The organism is Serratia marcescens (genome assembly GCF_006715005.1).
Lineage (GTDB): Bacteria > Pseudomonadota > Gammaproteobacteria > Enterobacterales > Enterobacteriaceae > Serratia > Serratia montpellierensis.
Genome location: NZ_VFMJ01000001.1, coordinates 3,100,879 through 3,115,657, shown reverse-complemented (window position 1 = coordinate 3,115,657; position 14,779 = coordinate 3,100,879). Strand labels below are relative to the sequence as shown.

The following is a 14,779-nucleotide window of genomic DNA, read 5'->3' as shown; positions in this document are numbered from 1 at the left end:
AAAATTCCTTGTCGGCCGCGCCAAAGCTGTTATGGTGTGCGGCCCGATTTGACCACGAAGAGTACCGAACATGAGCCAACACCAGTCTAAAGACCCGCTGCACGGCGTAACGCTGGAGCAACTGCTGAATAAACTGGTGGATCACTACGGTTGGTCCGAACTGGGCGCGCGCATTCGCATCAACTGCTTCCTCAGCGATCCGAGCATCAAGTCCAGCCTGAAGTTTTTGCGTCGCACGCCCTGGGCGCGTAAAGAGGTGGAAGATCTGTATATCGATATGGTCAGCCATCCCGCCCCAGCCAGCGATAATCCCTGGCTGCGCGGGCGAGACGGTTAAATTCGGTCAGCGGCGCGCGGCCAGCTCCACCAGCGCGTGATCCAGCGCCTGGCGCAGCAGCTGGCGATCGTGGCGGTAGGGGATGTCGCTCGCTTCCAGCGGTTGCTGAATCACCACCCGATCCTGCACTTCACTGGCGTCCACCGCCGGGCCGACGATCAGCGCATCGATCATCCGGCGGCCGATCTTCTCTTCCATCAGCGTCAGCTTATCCTTTAACGACAGCGCCGCGGCGGCCACGCTCAGCTCGCGGCCGAGGTTGCCAATATAGATCATGCTGGCGCTGCTGCGGCGCAGCGCCTGGGTGAGATCGTCCAGCAGCAGCAGCGGCATCAGGCTGGTGAGGAAACTGCCCGGCCCGATCAGGATCACGTCGGCCTGTGCGATGGCGTCCAGCGCTTCGCGCGTGGCGTTGACCGGCGGCGACAGCATCAGCTCCTGCGGCATATGGGTCAGCTGGTCGACATTCACTTCACCGTAAACATGGTTGCCTTCGTGATCGTGCGCCATCAAATCCACCGGCTGCTCCGACATCGGGATCAGCGCCGCGTCCACCTTCAACAGGCTGCGTACCAGGTTGATCGCTTCCAGCGGGCGCACGCTCAGGTGATCCAGCGCTTTCAGCATCAGGTTGCCGAGGTTGTGGCCGGCCAGTTCGCCGTTGCCGCTGAAGCGGTATTCGAACATCGCCGAGGCGACGCTCGGTTCGGTGATCAGCTGGTTGAGACAGTTACGGGTATCGCCCCAGGCAATGCCGCCTTCCGAACGGCGGATACGGCCGGTGGAACCGCCGTTGTCGGTGGTGGTGACGATGCCGGTCAGGCGGGAGCCTAAGGACGACAGGGCCGACATCACACGGCCCAGGCCATGTCCGCCGCCTAACGCCACCACGCGGTCGAGATCGGCCAGGGTACGATTACGCATAAATTTCCTTACAAAGGGGCTGAACTGCCCGCATAAGGTAGCGGATCCGGCATAAAAACGCGATAAGAGTGTCATTTGCGTGATTCCGGTCAATTCGTCCGCGCAAGCGATGTTTATCATGGTTTACCAGAATACGCGGCGTCTAAAAACGCTGTATAGACAATTATATAGCGAATTAACGCGTTGGCTATCGTTGCCGATTAGCGCTAGAATTCTGCTGAAAACCACGGTTTCATTCCGGCTACTCAAGGTAGCGGGAAGAGAAATCAAACTCCTAGCCCCTGTGCCTACGTTGTTCATCCGGAACGATATGGCGCCTGGGCCGTGGCGAAGTCAGCCACCAGGGTGCAGAGGGGAAACGCTCGCATCTCCCGACTTTGGAAAGGTGTTATGGTACCGCAACTCATTGATGCTTATGAGCGCAAGTTCTATTACCTGCGCTTGTCGATCACCGACGTGTGCAACTTTCGTTGCACCTATTGTTTGCCCGACGGCTACAAGCCGAGCGGCAGCCCGAAAAGCTTCCTGTCGCTGGATGAAATCCGCCGCGTCAGCCGTGCGTTTGCCGAACTGGGCACCGAAAAGGTGCGCCTGACGGGCGGTGAGCCTTCGCTGCGCCGCGATTTTACCGAGATCATCGCCGCCGTGCGGGAAAACCCGGCCATCCGTACCCTGGCGGTCACCACCAACGGCTACCGTCTGGCGCGCGACGTCGCCGCCTGGCGTGACGCCGGTCTGACGGCGATCAACGTCAGCGTCGACAGCCTGGATCCCCGTCAGTTTCACGCCATCACCGGCCAGGACAAGTTCCGCCAGGTGATGGATGGCATCGATGCTGCCTTCAGCGCCGGTTTCAGCAAGGTCAAGGTCAACGCAGTATTGATGCGTGACGTCAATCATCAGCAACTCGGCGCCTTTCTCGCCTGGATCAAAGACCGACCGATCCAGCTGCGCTTTATCGAACTGATGGAAACCGGCGAGGGCGGCGAGCTGTTTCGCAAACACCACGTTTCCGGCGAAGTGATTCGCCGGCAGCTGGAGCAGCAGGGCTGGCAGCGCCAGGCGCGCGGCCGCAGCGACGGCCCGGCGCAGGTGTTCAGCCACCCGGACTACCAGGGTGAGGTGGGTCTTATCATGCCGTATGAAAAAGACTTCTGCGCCAGCTGCAACCGGCTGCGCGTTTCTTCCATCGGCAATCTGCACCTGTGTCTGTTCGGCGAGCAGGGGGTGCCCCTGCGCGATCTGCTGGCGGATGACGGCCAGCTCGACGCGCTGAAGGCGCGCATCCAGAGCGGGCTGCTGAGCAAGAAGCAGACCCATTTCCTGCATCAGGGCAACAGCGGGATCACCCAGAACCTGTCGTTTATCGGCGGCTGACAGCCAATAGGAGCTTATTGAACCATGAGCCATGCGAGCAGCGAGTTTATTCCGGCGCATATCGCCATCCTGACCGTGTCTGACAGCCGCGGCGCGGCGGAAGACACCTCCGGCCAATATCTGCAGGACGCGGCGCAGGAAGCCGGCCATCAGGTGGTGGATCGCGCCATCGTCAAAGATGATATTTACCAGATCCGCGCGCGGGTTTCCGCCTGGATCGCCGATGACAACGTGCAGGCGGTGCTGATCACCGGTGGCACCGGTTTTACCGCCCGCGACAACACGCCGGAAGCGCTGTTGCCGTTGTTCGACAGAGAGGTGGAAGGGTTCGGCGAACTGTTCCGTATGGTGTCGTACGAAGAGATCGGTACCGCGACGATCCAGTCGCGCGCGTTGGCCGGCCTGGCCAACCGCACGGTGATTTTCGCCATGCCGGGCTCCACCCGCGCCTGCCGCACCGCCTGGGAGCGGATTATCGAAGAGCAGTTGGACGCGCGCCATCGCCCGTGCAACTTCCAACCCCATTTGAAGAAGCTCTGAGTCATGACACAGCTAACCCACATTAACGCCGCCGGCGAAGCCCATATGGTCGACGTATCCGCCAAGGCTGAAACGGTGCGCGAGGCGCGCGCCGAAGCCTTCGTCGAGATGTTGCCCGCCACGCTGGCGATGATCGTCGACGGCAGCCATCACAAGGGCGACGTGTTCGCCACGGCGCGCATCGCCGGCATTCAGGCGGCCAAACGCACCTGGGAGCTGATCCCGCTGTGCCACCCGCTGATGCTGAGCAAGGTCGAAGTGCAGCTGGAGGCGCAGACGCAGCATAGCCGGGTGCGCATCGAAACCTGTTGCCGGCTGACCGGCAAAACCGGCGTCGAGATGGAGGCGCTGACCGCCGCCTCGGTGGCGGCACTGACCATCTACGACATGTGCAAAGCGGTACAGAAAGACATGGTGATCGGCCCGGTGCGCCTGCTGGCGAAAAGCGGCGGCAAATCCGGCGATTTTAAGGTGAACGTATGATCGATATTCTTTTCTTCGCGCAGGTGCGCGAACTGGTGGGCACCGGCGGCCTGTCGATGCCGGCGGATTACCCGACCGTTGAGGCGCTGCGCCAGGCGCTGTGCGCGCGCGGCGATCGCTGGGCGCTGGCGCTGGAGTCCGGCAAACTGCTGGCGGCGGTCAATCAGTCGCTGGTGGCGGCGGACCATCCGCTGCGCGCCGGCGATGAAGTGGCCTTCTTCCCGCCGGTCACCGGGGGATAAGCATGGAAAATACCCGCATTCGCGTGGGCGAAGCGCCGTTCAACGTCGGCGACGAGTACCAGTGGCTGGCTCAGTGCGACGCCGATGGCGCGGTGGTGACCTTCACCGGCAAGGTGCGCAACCATAACCTCGGGGACGACGTCAGCGCGCTGACGTTGGAACACTACCCCGGCATGACCGAGAAGGCGCTGGCGGAGATCGTGGCCGAGGCGCGCAGCCGCTGGCCGCTGCAGCGGGTGACGGTGATCCATCGCGTCGGTGCGCTGTATCCCGGCGACGAGATCGTATTCGTCGGCGTGACCTGCGCGCACCGCAGCATGGCGTTCGCCGCCAGCGAGTTCATCATGGACTACCTGAAGACCCGCGCGCCGTTCTGGAAGCGCGAAGCCACCGGCCAGGGCGATCGTTGGGTAGACGCTCGCGACAGCGATCGCGAGGCCGCGAAGCGCTGGCACGATGCGGCTAAATAACGCGTCAACAGCGGAAACAAATCAAGACCTTTGCCGCTTTCGCGCGGCATATTCTGTGGTACGCTTATAGCAGGCGAAGCCCCGTTCGAGGGGCTTCGGAATCTTGTTTACAACGCAAAAGGTAACCGTCATGGACCGATATCCACGCTCTAATGGTTCAATCGTCGAACGTGCCAACAGCGGCATTCAGGCCTACATGGCGCAGGTTTACGGCTGGATGACCTGCGGTCTGCTGCTGACGGCGTTCGTTTCCTGGTATGCGGCCAACACGCCCGCGATCCTCAACTTCATCTTCTCCAGCCAGATCACCTTCTTCGGCCTGATCATCGCCCAACTGGCGCTGGTGTTCGTGATTTCCGGCATGGTCAACCGCCTGAGTGGCGCGGTGGCCACGTCGCTGTTCATGCTGTACTCGGCGCTGACCGGGCTGACGCTGTCGAGCATCTTCATCGCCTACACCTACAGCTCGATCGCCAGCACTTTCGTGGTCACTGCCGGCATGTTCGGCGCCATGAGCCTGTACGGCTACACCACCAAGCGCGATCTGAGCGGCTTCGGCAGCATGCTGTTCATGGCATTGATCGGCATCGTGCTGGCCTCGTTGGTGAACATCTGGCTGAAAAGCACCGCGCTGATGTGGGCGATTACCTACATCGGGGTGGTGGTGTTCGTCGGCCTGACCGCGTACGACACGCAAAAACTCAAGGCGATGGGCGAGCAGCTGAACGCCGATGATAAAGACAGCTTCCGCAAGTACGCCATCGTCGGCGCGCTGACGCTGTATCTCGACTTCATCAACCTGTTCCTGATGTTGCTGCGTATCTTCGGCAACCGTCGCTAAATCCATGGCCTTTCAAGCAGTAGCTTGAAATCCACAGGACTTACCAGGCTCTGCATGTGATATGCAGAGCTTTTTTTATGCGATTTTGCGGCGGAACAGCGCGTAGGCGGCGCTGCCGGTGGTGGCGGTGATTACCAGCAGCGGCCACAGGCTGTGCCAGATGATGCTGAAGCTGGCGTCCTTCAGATAGATCTGCTTGGTGATGTCGGTGAAGTGGCGTATCGGGTTAACCCAGGTCAGATCCTGCAGCCACACCGGCATATTCTCCACCGGCGAGACGTAACCCGAGAGCAGGATCGCCGGCATCATGAACACGAAAACGCCGATGAACGCCTGCTGCTGAGTGGCGCACAGCGACGAGATCAGCAGGCCGAAACCGACCAGCGACAGCCCGTAGATCAGCATGGTGGCGTAGAACAGCAGCAGCGATCCGGCGAACGGGATCTGGTACAGGAAGATGCCGATCAACAGCACGATGCTGGCCTGGAAGCTGGCGACGACCAGCGCCGGCACCGCCTTGCCGATAAAGATCTGCCAGGTGGTGAGCGGTGAGACCAGCAGCTGTTCCAGCGTGCCCTGTTCGCGCTCGCGCGCCACCGACAGCGAGGTGACGATCAGCACGCCGATGGTGGTGATCATGGCGATCAGCGACGGCACCACGAACCATTTGTAGTCCAGATTCGGGTTATACCAGTTGCGCACCACCAGCTCGCTGTTGTTGGGTTTGGCGCGGTTGCCGAGCAGCTCGTTCTGATATTCCTGCACGATCTGCTGCACGTAGTTGGCGGCGATCTGCGCGCTGTTGGAGTTGCGCCCGTCGAGCAGCAGCTGCAGCGGCGCGGTGTTGCCGGCGGCGATATCGCGCGAGAACTGCGCCGGGAAGCGGATCAGCAGCAGCGCCCGCTGGTTATCGATGGTGGTCTTTATCTCCTGCGGGCTGCGCAGCAGCAGCACGTGTTGAAAGGCCTTGGCCTTGGCGAAGCGCTGGGTCAGCTCTACCGAGGCCTGGCCGCTGTCCTCGCTGTAGACCGCGATGGTGGCGTTGGTGACTTCCAGCGTCGCGGCGAACGGGAACAGCAGCACCTGCAGGATCACCGGCATGATTAAAATGGCGCGGGTTTGCGGATCGCGCAGCAGCGCCTGCATTTCCTTGATGATGAGCGTCAACAGACGATGAAACATCGCTCTTTCTCCTCAATCCAGCCGACGCTGGGTTTTCCAGGCCGTCAGGCCGATGAACACCACGGCGGAAGCGATCAGGAACAACAGATTGATCAGCAGCACGGTGCCGACGTTGCCCGCTAGGAACAGCGTTTGCAGCGTGCTGACGAAGTAGCGCGCCGGAATGATGTAGGTTACCGCGCGCACGATGGCCGGCATGCTGTCGATCTGGAAGATGAAGCCGGACAGCATGATCGACGGCAGGAAGGCGGCGTTCAGCGCCACCATCGCCGCATTGAACTGGTTGCGGGTGAGGGTGGAGATCAGCAGGCCCATGCCGAGGGTGCTGGCGAGGAACAGGCTGCTGATCAGCAGCAGGATCAGCAGCGAACCGCGATAGGGCACGCCGAGCACCCACACCGCCACCGCCATGCACAGCGCCATGGCGATCATACCGAGGAAGTAATATGGGATCAGCTTGGAGAGCAGCAGCTCGCTGCGCGTCACCTGGGTGGACAGCAGGGCTTCCATGGTGCCGCGCTCCCATTCGCGGGCGATCACCAGCGAGGTGAGGATGGCGCCGATCACCGTCATGATGATGGTGATGGCGCCGGGAATGATGTAGTGCCGGCTGATAGCCGCCGGGTTGAACCAGTAGCGCATCTGCACGTCAATCAGCGGCTTGTCGCTGCTCCCCCGATCGGCGGCGCGCTGCTGCTGCCAAACTTGCCATACGCCCTGGGCATAGCCCTGCACGAAGTTGGCGGTGTTCGGCTCGCTGCCGTCGGTGATCACCTGGATAGGGGCGCTGTCGTGCGGGCGCGCCATGCGCTGGTCGAAATTCACCGGGATCACCACCAGGCCGCGTATCGTGCCGGCCTGCATCTGCTGGATCAGCTGTTGGCGGTTGTCGCTGATGGTCGGTTCGATATAGGGCGAGCCGGCGAACGCCTGGGCCAGATCGCGCGCGTCTTCGCTCTGTTGCTCCATCAGAATGCCCAGATGCAGCTTGCTGGAGTCCAGGTTGATGCCGTAGCCGAAGATAAACAGCAGCATCAGCGGGATGACGAAGGCGATCAGGCCGCTGCTGGGATCGCGCAGTATCTGCCGCGTTTCCTTCAGGCACAGGGCGCGCAGCCGGCGCCAGGAGAAGCCGCTGTCGTCGATTGGGGTACGGTTATCGCTCACCGTGATTCCTCCTCGTCGTAGCCCTGCACCAGCTCGATAAACGCCTGCTCCATCGAGGGGCTGGGATTGTCGTCGCGCGCCACCTGCTGTTTGAGATCGTCCGGCGTGCCGGCGGCGATGATCTTGCCGCGATAGACCAGGCCGATGCGGTCGCAGTACTCCGCTTCGTCCATAAAGTGGGTGGTCACCATCACCGTGACGCCCTTGTCGACCATGCCGTTGATGTGTAGCCAGAACTCGCGCCGCGTCAGCGGATCGACGCCGGAAGTCGGTTCGTCGAGGAACAGGATATCCGGTTCGTGCATCAGCGCGCAGGCCAGCGCCAGGCGCTGTTTGAAGCCGAGCGGCAGCGCGTCCGGCGTCTGATCGAGGATCGGCGCGAAGTTGAAGGCGCGCGACATCTCGTCGATTTTGTCGCGCTGCGCCTTGCCGTTCAGGCCGTAGACGCCGGAGAAGAACTTCAGGTTCTGCGCCACCGTCAGGTTGCCGTACAGCGAGAATTTTTGCGCCATGTAGCCAAGGCGTTGGCGCGCCTGGCCGGAGCTGGTCTTGAGATCCATCCCCAGCACCAGTGCCTTACCGCTGGAGGGGATCAGCAGGCCGCACATCATTTTGAAGGTGGTGGACTTGCCGGCGCCGTTCGGCCCGAGCAGGCCGAAAATTTCACCGCGCCGCACCTGGAAATCAACGTGATCGGTGGCGGCGAAGTCGCCGAATTTTTTGGTCAGCTGCACCGCTTCGATCACCGTTTCACCGCTTGCGCCGTTGACGGTCGGCATGATCTCCGCCAGCGCCGAGCGGTGATTGGGGCCGCCGCCGAGCAGATCGATAAACGCATCCTCGAAGCGCGGATCCGCTTCATCCAGTTCGGCGTTCGGCAGATCAAGCGCCTGCAACAGCTGGCGGTGATCTTCGCCTTCCTTCAGGATCAGGCGCAGGTACTTGCCCTGGATCACGCCGTCGGTGACCGCCGGCAGGCAGATCGCCCGCTGCAGCAACGATCGATGGCTGCCGGGGGGCGCGGCGATCAACACCGTGCGCCCGGCCATACGGCGGGTCAGCGCCTGCGGCGCGCCGCTGAACAGCAGCTCGCCCTCGTTGAGCAGCAGCACTTCGCGGCACTGCTCGGCCTCATCGAGATAAGAGGTGCTCCACAGGATTAACATACCGTCGTTGGCCAGCTCGTGCACCATGCGCCACAGCTCGCGGCGCGAGATCGGATCGACGCCGACGCCCGGTTCATCCAGCAACAGCACCTGAGGTTCGCCCACCAGCGTGCAGGCCAGTCCCAGTTTCTGCTTCATGCCGCCGGACAGCTTGCCCGCCAGGCGCTCGGTGAAGCGGGTCAGATCGGTGAATTTCAGCAGCCGTTCGAAGGTCTGGCGGCGAAGATCGCCGGTGACGCCGCGCAGATCGGCGTACAGCGTCAGGTTCTCCATCACCGTCAGATCCTCATACAGCCCGAACTTCTGCGGCATATAGCCGAGGATCGCGTGCAGTTGACGATCCTGCGCGATCGGATCCAGCCCGGCGACCCGCAGTTTGCCGCTGCTGGGCTGCAGCAGCCCGGCCAGCATGCGCAGCAGGGTGGTTTTACCTGCGCCATCCGGGCCGACCAGCCCGATCACCGCGCCGCTGCGCAGGGTGGTGGTCAGGCTGGCGACCGCCGGTTTCTCAAGCGACGGGAAGCGCTTCTCCAGCCCTTCCAGCTCAATGGTGTGCGCCTGTTCCATAGCCGGCCTCAGGGTTTGGCGAAGCGCAGGGTGACCGGCATGCCCTGGCGCAGCGCGTCGTCGGCGTCGGTGACGATCACCCGCAGGCGGTACACCAGATCGGTGCGCAGGTCCGGCGTTTCAACGCTTTTCGGCGTGAATTCCGCGGTCGGCGAGACGAAACCGATCTTGCCGTGGTAAGGCTTGTCGGGGCGGCCGTCGGTGTAGATCTCCAGTTCGGTGCCGGGCACCGCCTGGTTCAGGCTGGTTTCGTTGACGTAGGCGCGCACCCACACCGGCCGGGTCAGCGACAGGGTGAATACCGTGCCGCCGGCGCCGAGCATGGTGCCCGGCTCCACCGCGCGGGTCAGCACCGTGCCGGCGGAAGGGGAGACCAGCGTGGCATCTTGCAGGTTCAACTGCGCCTGCGCCAGCGCCGCTTCACTCTGCGCTACGTCGGCCTTGGCCTGTTCAATCTCTTGCGGACGGTTGCCGCTGCGGTATTGCGACAGCTTGTCCTTCGCCGCCTGCAGGTTGGCCTGCGCCTGATTGCGGGCGGTGCGCGCATCCTCCAGCGCGTCGGCGGACGTGGCGTTTTTCGCCCACAGCCCCTGTTGGCGTTTCAGGAAGCTGTCGGCATAGGCGAAGGCGGACTGGCGCTGCGCCATTTCTGACTGCACCTGGGCTATCTCTTCGGTGCGGTAGCCGGCCTGCAGCAGCGACAGTTTGGCGCGCGCGCTGCCGACGTTGGCTTCGGCCTGCTGCAGCGCGTTGCGGTAGGGGGCATCGTCCAGCTTGCCGAGCAGCTGGCCCGGCTGAACGGCATCGCCTTCATCCACCGCCAGCGACGCCAGACGGCCGTCGACGCGAAAGCCGAGGTTGACCGTGCGGATATCGACATTGCCGTACAGCGTCAACGGCTTATCCTGCCGTTGTTGGTAATGCCATACCCCGTAAGCGGCGGCCGCAATCAGCAGAATTAACAATACGATCAAGGCACTGCGTTTTTTGTTCATAACACTCCCTGCCTGAATTTACGCGCCATGACGTTGGCGCAGCCCGGTAACCAGAATCTCAATATGTTCGCTCAGCACCGCCGCGATTTGCGCCGCTTCGCCCTCGCCAATGGCTTGCCAGCCGGCCTGACGGCGGATGGTTTCGCGCGCCACGCGAAACGACAGCACCTCGCCGATCAGCGCATGGGTATGCAATACGAGGCGGGTCGCCTGTTCGTCGATGCCGGTCGCGGCCGACAGCAGGCGGCACAGCCGCTCGTGCATCGGCGCGATCACCTGGCTGTGGATCAGCGGGTAGGCCTCGGTCGGGGCGAGCTGTTCGCGCGACATGATTTTGCTCAGGTTCAGCGTGTGCGGCTGGGTCATCAGTTCGCTGAAGGCCAGCAGGCCACGCTGCAGCAAACGCAGCGCCGCGTCGGGTGAGCGCTGCGTGGTGGACTGTTGCCAGAAGCGATCGGCCTCGTCGGCCAACGGGGCGAACGCCTGCTGGATGAAATCGGCGAGCGACTGCGCCACGGCCAGATACAGCCCCTCTTTGGAGCTGAAGTAGTAGGTGATGGCGGCGATATTCTGGCCGGCGCGCTGGGCGATGTCGCGGGTGGTGGCACCCTGCAGACCGCATTCGCCGAACAGTTCGGTCGCCGCGGCGAGCAGCTGCCGGCGCGTTTGCTCGCCGCGCGCTCGGCCGGCGGCCTGATGAGGGACGGAAGCTGGCATAGGTCACGCTCGAAGTTAATCAATCATATGATTAACTTTATGCCAGATTGTTTAAAATGCAACCTCTAACCACAATGAGTTATGTGATCGGCTTCAGACAATGCTGAATTTACGGCAGATTGTGCTCTGGGTGCGTAAAAGTGCTTTTTATGGCGCGACTTCTGTTACAATCGGCGCCTGGTGCACTGCAGTTTGTGCCAATCCCTCGTGGTCATGCTTAATGCCCCGTCTGATCATCCTCCCAGGAAACTGCACCGAACACCGTTAGGTTAGGGGGGATCTGGAGTTTTTCTCTTTATGTCATTTGAAACCCTCGGCTTAAGTGCTGAAATTGTGCGCGCTGTTGAAGAACAGGGCTATCGCGAACCGACGCCAATTCAGCGTCAGGCTATCCCTGTCGTGCTGGAAGGTCGTGACCTGATGGCCAGCGCCCAGACCGGCACCGGTAAAACCGCCGGTTTTACCCTGCCGCTGTTGCAGCTGCTGAGCAAGCATGATCATCCGGTCAAAGGCCGCCGCCCGGTGCGCGCGCTGATCCTGACGCCAACCCGTGAGCTGGCGGCGCAGATCGGCGAAAACGTCGATGCCTACAGCAAACACCTGCGCCTGCGTTCGCTGGTGGTGTTTGGCGGTGTGAGCATCAACCCGCAGATGATGAAGCTGCGCGGCGGCGTCGATATTCTGGTGGCCACGCCGGGCCGTCTGCTGGATCTGGAACATCAGAACGCGGTTGACCTGTCCAAAATCGAAATTCTGGTGCTGGACGAAGCGGACCGCATGCTGGACATGGGCTTTATCCACGACATCCGCCGCGTGCTGGCCAAGCTGCCGGCCAAGCGTCAGAACCTGCTGTTCTCCGCGACCTTCTCCGACGACATCAAGGCGCTGGCCAACAAGCTGCTGCACAACCCGGCTTCGGTAGAAGTGGCGCGCCGCAACACCGCGTCTGAGCAGATCGAGCAGAGCGTGCACTTCGTCGACAAGAAGCGTAAGCGGGAACTGCTGTCGCAGATGATCGGCGAAGGCGACTGGAAACAGGTGCTGGTGTTTACCCGCACCAAGCACGGCGCCAACCACCTGGCGGAACAGCTAAACAAAGACGGCATCACCGCTGCGGCGATCCACGGCAACAAGAGTCAGGGTGCCCGTACCCGTGCGCTGGCGGACTTCAAAGACGGCCGCATCCGCGTGCTGGTGGCCACCGACATCGCGGCGCGCGGTCTGGATATCGACCAGCTGCCGCACGTGGTGAACTACGAGCTGCCTAACGTGCCGGAAGACTATGTACACCGTATTGGCCGTACCGGCCGTGCGGAACGCACCGGCGAAGCTATCTCGCTGGTGTGTGTGGATGAGCACAAGCTGCTGCGCGACATCGAGCGCCTGCTGAAGCGTGAAATTCCGCGCATTGCGCTGCCGGGCTACGAGCCGGATCCGACCATCAAGGCCGAGCCGATCATCAACGGCCGCCAGGGTGGCGGACGCGGTGCCCCGCGCGGCAACGGCGGTGGCCAGCGTTCTGGTAACGGCGGCGGTCAGCGCAGCGGTAACGCGAACGGCGGCCAGCGTGAAAACCGTGGCAACGGCAACGGTAACGCTCGCCCGCAGGGGGACGGTCAACGCCGTTCCGGCGCGCCGGCCTCGCGTCGTCCACGTAGTCGCAAACCGGCCGAATAAGCCTGATTGCTCAAAGAGTAAGCCGCCGATACGGGCGGCTTTTTTTTTTGCCTGGCGGAACGGCATTTTCGTACTAGGCTGGACGGTGGCTAACCCTACATTCCAGGAGACGGAGATGAAATTGAAGTGCGCAATTCTCGATGATTACCAGCAGGTGGCGCTCAAGATGGCGGACTGGTCGGCGCTGGCCGATCGGGTGGAGGTGTCCGCCATCAGCGCGCACTTTACCGATGAGACGGAGCTGGCGGTGCATCTGCAGGAGTGCGACATTCTGGTCATCATGCGCGAACGCACGCCGATGACCGCCTCGCTGCTGGCGCGGCTGCCGAAGCTGAAGCTGCTGATCACCTCCGGCATGCGCAACGCGTCTATCGATTTGGCCGCCGCCGCCGAGCGCGGTGTGGTGGTATGCGGCACCAGCAGCGGATCGGCGGCACCGATGGAGCTGACCTGGGCGCTGCTGCTCGGGCTGGCGAAGCATATCGTGCCGGAAAGCGTCGGGCTGCAAAACAACGGCCCGTGGCAGCGGGATCTCGGCGTCACCCTGCAGGGCAAGACGCTGGGGCTGCTGGGATTGGGCAAGATCGGCGGCCAAATGGCCAAGGTGGCGCAGGCGTTCGGCATGCGGGTGTTGGCCTGGAGCCAGAACCTGACGGCGGAACGGGCGGCGCAGGAGGGCGCTTTGCTGGCGCCGTCCAAGCGGGCGCTGTTCGAGCAGAGCGATTTTGTTTCCATTCACCTGGTGCTGAGCGATCGCAGCCGTGGGCTGGTGGGGCGTGACGAATTGACGGCGATGAAACCCACCGCTTACCTGATCAACACCGCGCGCGCGGGGATCGTCGATCGGGCGGCGCTGGTGGACGTGCTGCAACAGCGGAAGATTGCCGGCGCCGGGCTGGATGTGTTCGAGACGGAGCCGCTGCCGGCCGACGATGCGTTTCGTCAGTTGCCCAACGTGCTGGCGACGCCGCATGTGGGTTACGTGGCGGACGACAACTACCGCGCCTACTTCACCGAGGCGGTCGAGGACATAGCGGCGTTCCTCGCCGGTCAACCGATTCGCCGGCTGGGCTGACGGCATTTTTAATGCCCGCAGAGGCTTGTCTGGCGCGGGCATTCACCCGTATCATTGCGGGTCTTTTTTTAGCTGGGATTGGTCATGCGCGTATTATTGGCTCCGATGGAGGGCGTTCTCGACTCTTTGGTGCGTGAGTTGCTCACCGACGTGAACGACTACGATCTGTGCATCACCGAATTTTTGCGCGTGGTCGATCAGCTGCTGCCGGCCAAGTCGTTCTACCGGCTGTGCCCGGAGCTGCGTCACGCCAGCCGCACGCCGTCGGGCACGCTGGTGCGGGTACAGCTGTTGGGGCAGTACCCGCAGTGGCTGGCGGAGAACGCCGCGCGCGCGGTGGAACTGGGCTCTTACGGCGTCGATCTCAACTGCGGCTGCCCGTCCAAGCTGGTGAACGGCAGCGGCGGCGGGGCGACGCTGCTTAAAGATCCGGAATTGATCTACCAGGGCGCCAAAGCGATGCGCGCGGCGGTGCCGGCCCATCTGCCGGTCACGGTGAAGGTGCGTCTGGGCTGGGACTCCTCCAACCGCAGCTTTGAAATCGCCGATGCGGTGCAGCAGGCGGGCGCCAGTGAGCTGACGGTGCACGGCCGCACCAAAGAGGACGGCTACAAGGCGGATCGCATCAACTGGGCGGCGATCGGCGAGATCCGTCAGCGGCTGAGCATCCCGGTGATCGCCAACGGCGAGATCTGGGATCACCAGAGCGCGCAGGATTGCCTGCAGACGACCGGCTGCGACGCCATCATGCTGGGGCGCGGCGCGCTCAACGTGCCGAACCTGAGCCGGGTGGTGAAGTATAACGAACCGCGCATGCCCTGGCCGCAGGTGGTTGAGCTGCTGCAAAAATACGTCCACCTGGAAAAGCAGGGCGACACCGGCCTGTATCACGTGGCGCGCATCAAACAGTGGCTGGGCTATTTACGCAAAGAATATGATGAAGCCACCGAACTGTTCAGCGAAATACGCGCGCTGACGACGTCAGGGGATATTGCGCGCGTTATCTGCCGTAGCTAAAA

16 protein-coding genes and 1 riboswitch are annotated in these 14,779 nt (G+C 62.5%); of the genes, 10 read left to right on the top strand and 6 right to left on the bottom strand.

Going from position 1 to position 14,779, the window contains the following annotated elements:
• The first annotated feature begins 70 nt into the window (after positions 1-70).
• A complete protein-coding gene (locus tag FHU12_RS15035; RefSeq protein WP_063991145.1) occupies positions 71-337 on the top strand; it encodes a VF530 family protein in 267 nt (88 codons plus the stop codon).
• A gap of 6 nt (positions 338-343) precedes the next feature.
• Here the strand turns inward: FHU12_RS15035 and yvcK are convergent, their stop codons facing one another.
• On the bottom strand, positions 344-1,261 hold the full coding sequence (gene yvcK / locus FHU12_RS15030) for a uridine diphosphate-N-acetylglucosamine-binding protein YvcK (RefSeq protein WP_141970306.1): 918 nt from the start codon (positions 1,259-1,261) through the stop codon (positions 344-346).
• Positions 1,262-1,520: 259 nt separating this feature from the next.
• Positions 1,521-1,665: riboswitch (molybdenum cofactor riboswitch) on the top strand.
• Here yvcK and moaA point away from each other — a divergent pair.
• The 6 genes from moaA to FHU12_RS15000 all read left to right on the top strand — a co-directional run bounded on the left by moaA (position 1,652) and on the right by FHU12_RS15000 (position 5,214).
• Positions 1,652-2,638: a GTP 3',8-cyclase MoaA gene (moaA, locus tag FHU12_RS15025; protein WP_004939778.1), complete on the top strand. Its 987-nt coding sequence runs from the start codon at positions 1,652-1,654 to the stop codon at positions 2,636-2,638. Its footprint overlaps the riboswitch before it by 14 nt.
• A gap of 24 nt (positions 2,639-2,662) precedes the next feature.
• Entirely contained in the window at positions 2,663-3,178 is a 516-nt protein-coding gene (gene moaB / locus FHU12_RS15020) for a molybdenum cofactor biosynthesis protein B (protein WP_141970304.1), read from the top strand.
• A gap of 3 nt (positions 3,179-3,181) precedes the next feature.
• Positions 3,182-3,661, top strand: a complete 480-nt coding sequence (moaC, locus tag FHU12_RS15015) for a cyclic pyranopterin monophosphate synthase MoaC (RefSeq protein ID WP_033637506.1) — start codon at positions 3,182-3,184, stop codon at positions 3,659-3,661.
• Complete coding sequence (gene moaD / locus FHU12_RS15010; RefSeq protein ID WP_019453985.1) at positions 3,658-3,903, top strand: molybdopterin synthase sulfur carrier subunit; 246 nt, start codon at positions 3,658-3,660, stop codon at positions 3,901-3,903. Before moaC ends, moaD begins: the two co-directional genes overlap by 4 nt.
• A 2-nt stretch (positions 3,904-3,905) precedes the next feature.
• Positions 3,906-4,373, top strand: coding sequence for a molybdopterin synthase catalytic subunit MoaE (gene moaE / locus FHU12_RS15005; protein ID WP_141970302.1), 468 nt, complete (start codon positions 3,906-3,908; stop codon positions 4,371-4,373).
• A 130-nt stretch (positions 4,374-4,503) separates the two neighbouring features.
• The gene (locus FHU12_RS15000) at positions 4,504-5,214 is read left to right on the top strand and encodes a Bax inhibitor-1/YccA family protein (RefSeq protein WP_033637508.1); all 711 of its coding nucleotides are present in this window, start codon (positions 4,504-4,506) and stop codon (positions 5,212-5,214) included.
• 75 nt (positions 5,215-5,289) lie between these two features.
• Here FHU12_RS15000 and FHU12_RS14995 read toward each other — a convergent pair whose 3' ends face one another.
• The 5 genes from FHU12_RS14995 to FHU12_RS14975 are packed head-to-tail and all read right to left on the bottom strand — an operon-like array spanning position 5,290 to position 11,008.
• A complete protein-coding gene (locus FHU12_RS14995) occupies positions 5,290-6,396 on the bottom strand; it encodes an ABC transporter permease (RefSeq protein ID WP_141970300.1) in 1,107 nt (368 codons plus the stop codon).
• A 12-nt stretch (positions 6,397-6,408) separates the two neighbouring features.
• Positions 6,409-7,563, bottom strand: a complete 1,155-nt coding sequence (locus FHU12_RS14990) for an ABC transporter permease (RefSeq protein ID WP_141970298.1) — start codon at positions 7,561-7,563, stop codon at positions 6,409-6,411.
• Positions 7,560-9,296 (bottom strand): ATP-binding cassette domain-containing protein, encoded by a 1,737-nt coding sequence (locus FHU12_RS14985; protein ID WP_141970296.1) that lies wholly within the window; start codon positions 9,294-9,296, stop codon positions 7,560-7,562. The genes FHU12_RS14990 and FHU12_RS14985 overlap by 4 nt, the downstream gene beginning before the upstream one ends.
• Before the next feature lie 8 nt (positions 9,297-9,304).
• Positions 9,305-10,291 (bottom strand): secretion protein HlyD, encoded by a 987-nt coding sequence (gene hlyD, locus FHU12_RS14980; protein ID WP_141970294.1) that lies wholly within the window; start codon positions 10,289-10,291, stop codon positions 9,305-9,307.
• Between the two features lie 18 nt (positions 10,292-10,309).
• Positions 10,310-11,008, bottom strand: a complete 699-nt coding sequence (locus FHU12_RS14975) for a CerR family C-terminal domain-containing protein (protein ID WP_141970293.1) — start codon at positions 11,006-11,008, stop codon at positions 10,310-10,312.
• Between the two features lie 297 nt (positions 11,009-11,305).
• On the opposite strand from FHU12_RS14975, the gene rhlE reads away from it, so the two are divergent.
• From rhlE to dusC, 3 genes are all read left to right on the top strand, one after another.
• Positions 11,306-12,685, top strand: coding sequence for an ATP-dependent RNA helicase RhlE (gene rhlE, locus FHU12_RS14970; protein WP_046686602.1), 1,380 nt, complete (start codon positions 11,306-11,308; stop codon positions 12,683-12,685).
• Between the two features lie 115 nt (positions 12,686-12,800).
• Positions 12,801-13,760, top strand: coding sequence for a D-2-hydroxyacid dehydrogenase family protein (locus FHU12_RS14965; protein WP_141970291.1), 960 nt, complete (start codon positions 12,801-12,803; stop codon positions 13,758-13,760).
• An 84-nt stretch (positions 13,761-13,844) separates the two neighbouring features.
• Positions 13,845-14,777, top strand: coding sequence for a tRNA dihydrouridine(16) synthase DusC (dusC, locus tag FHU12_RS14960; RefSeq protein ID WP_141970289.1), 933 nt, complete (start codon positions 13,845-13,847; stop codon positions 14,775-14,777).
• Positions 14,778-14,779 lie beyond the last annotated feature (2 nt).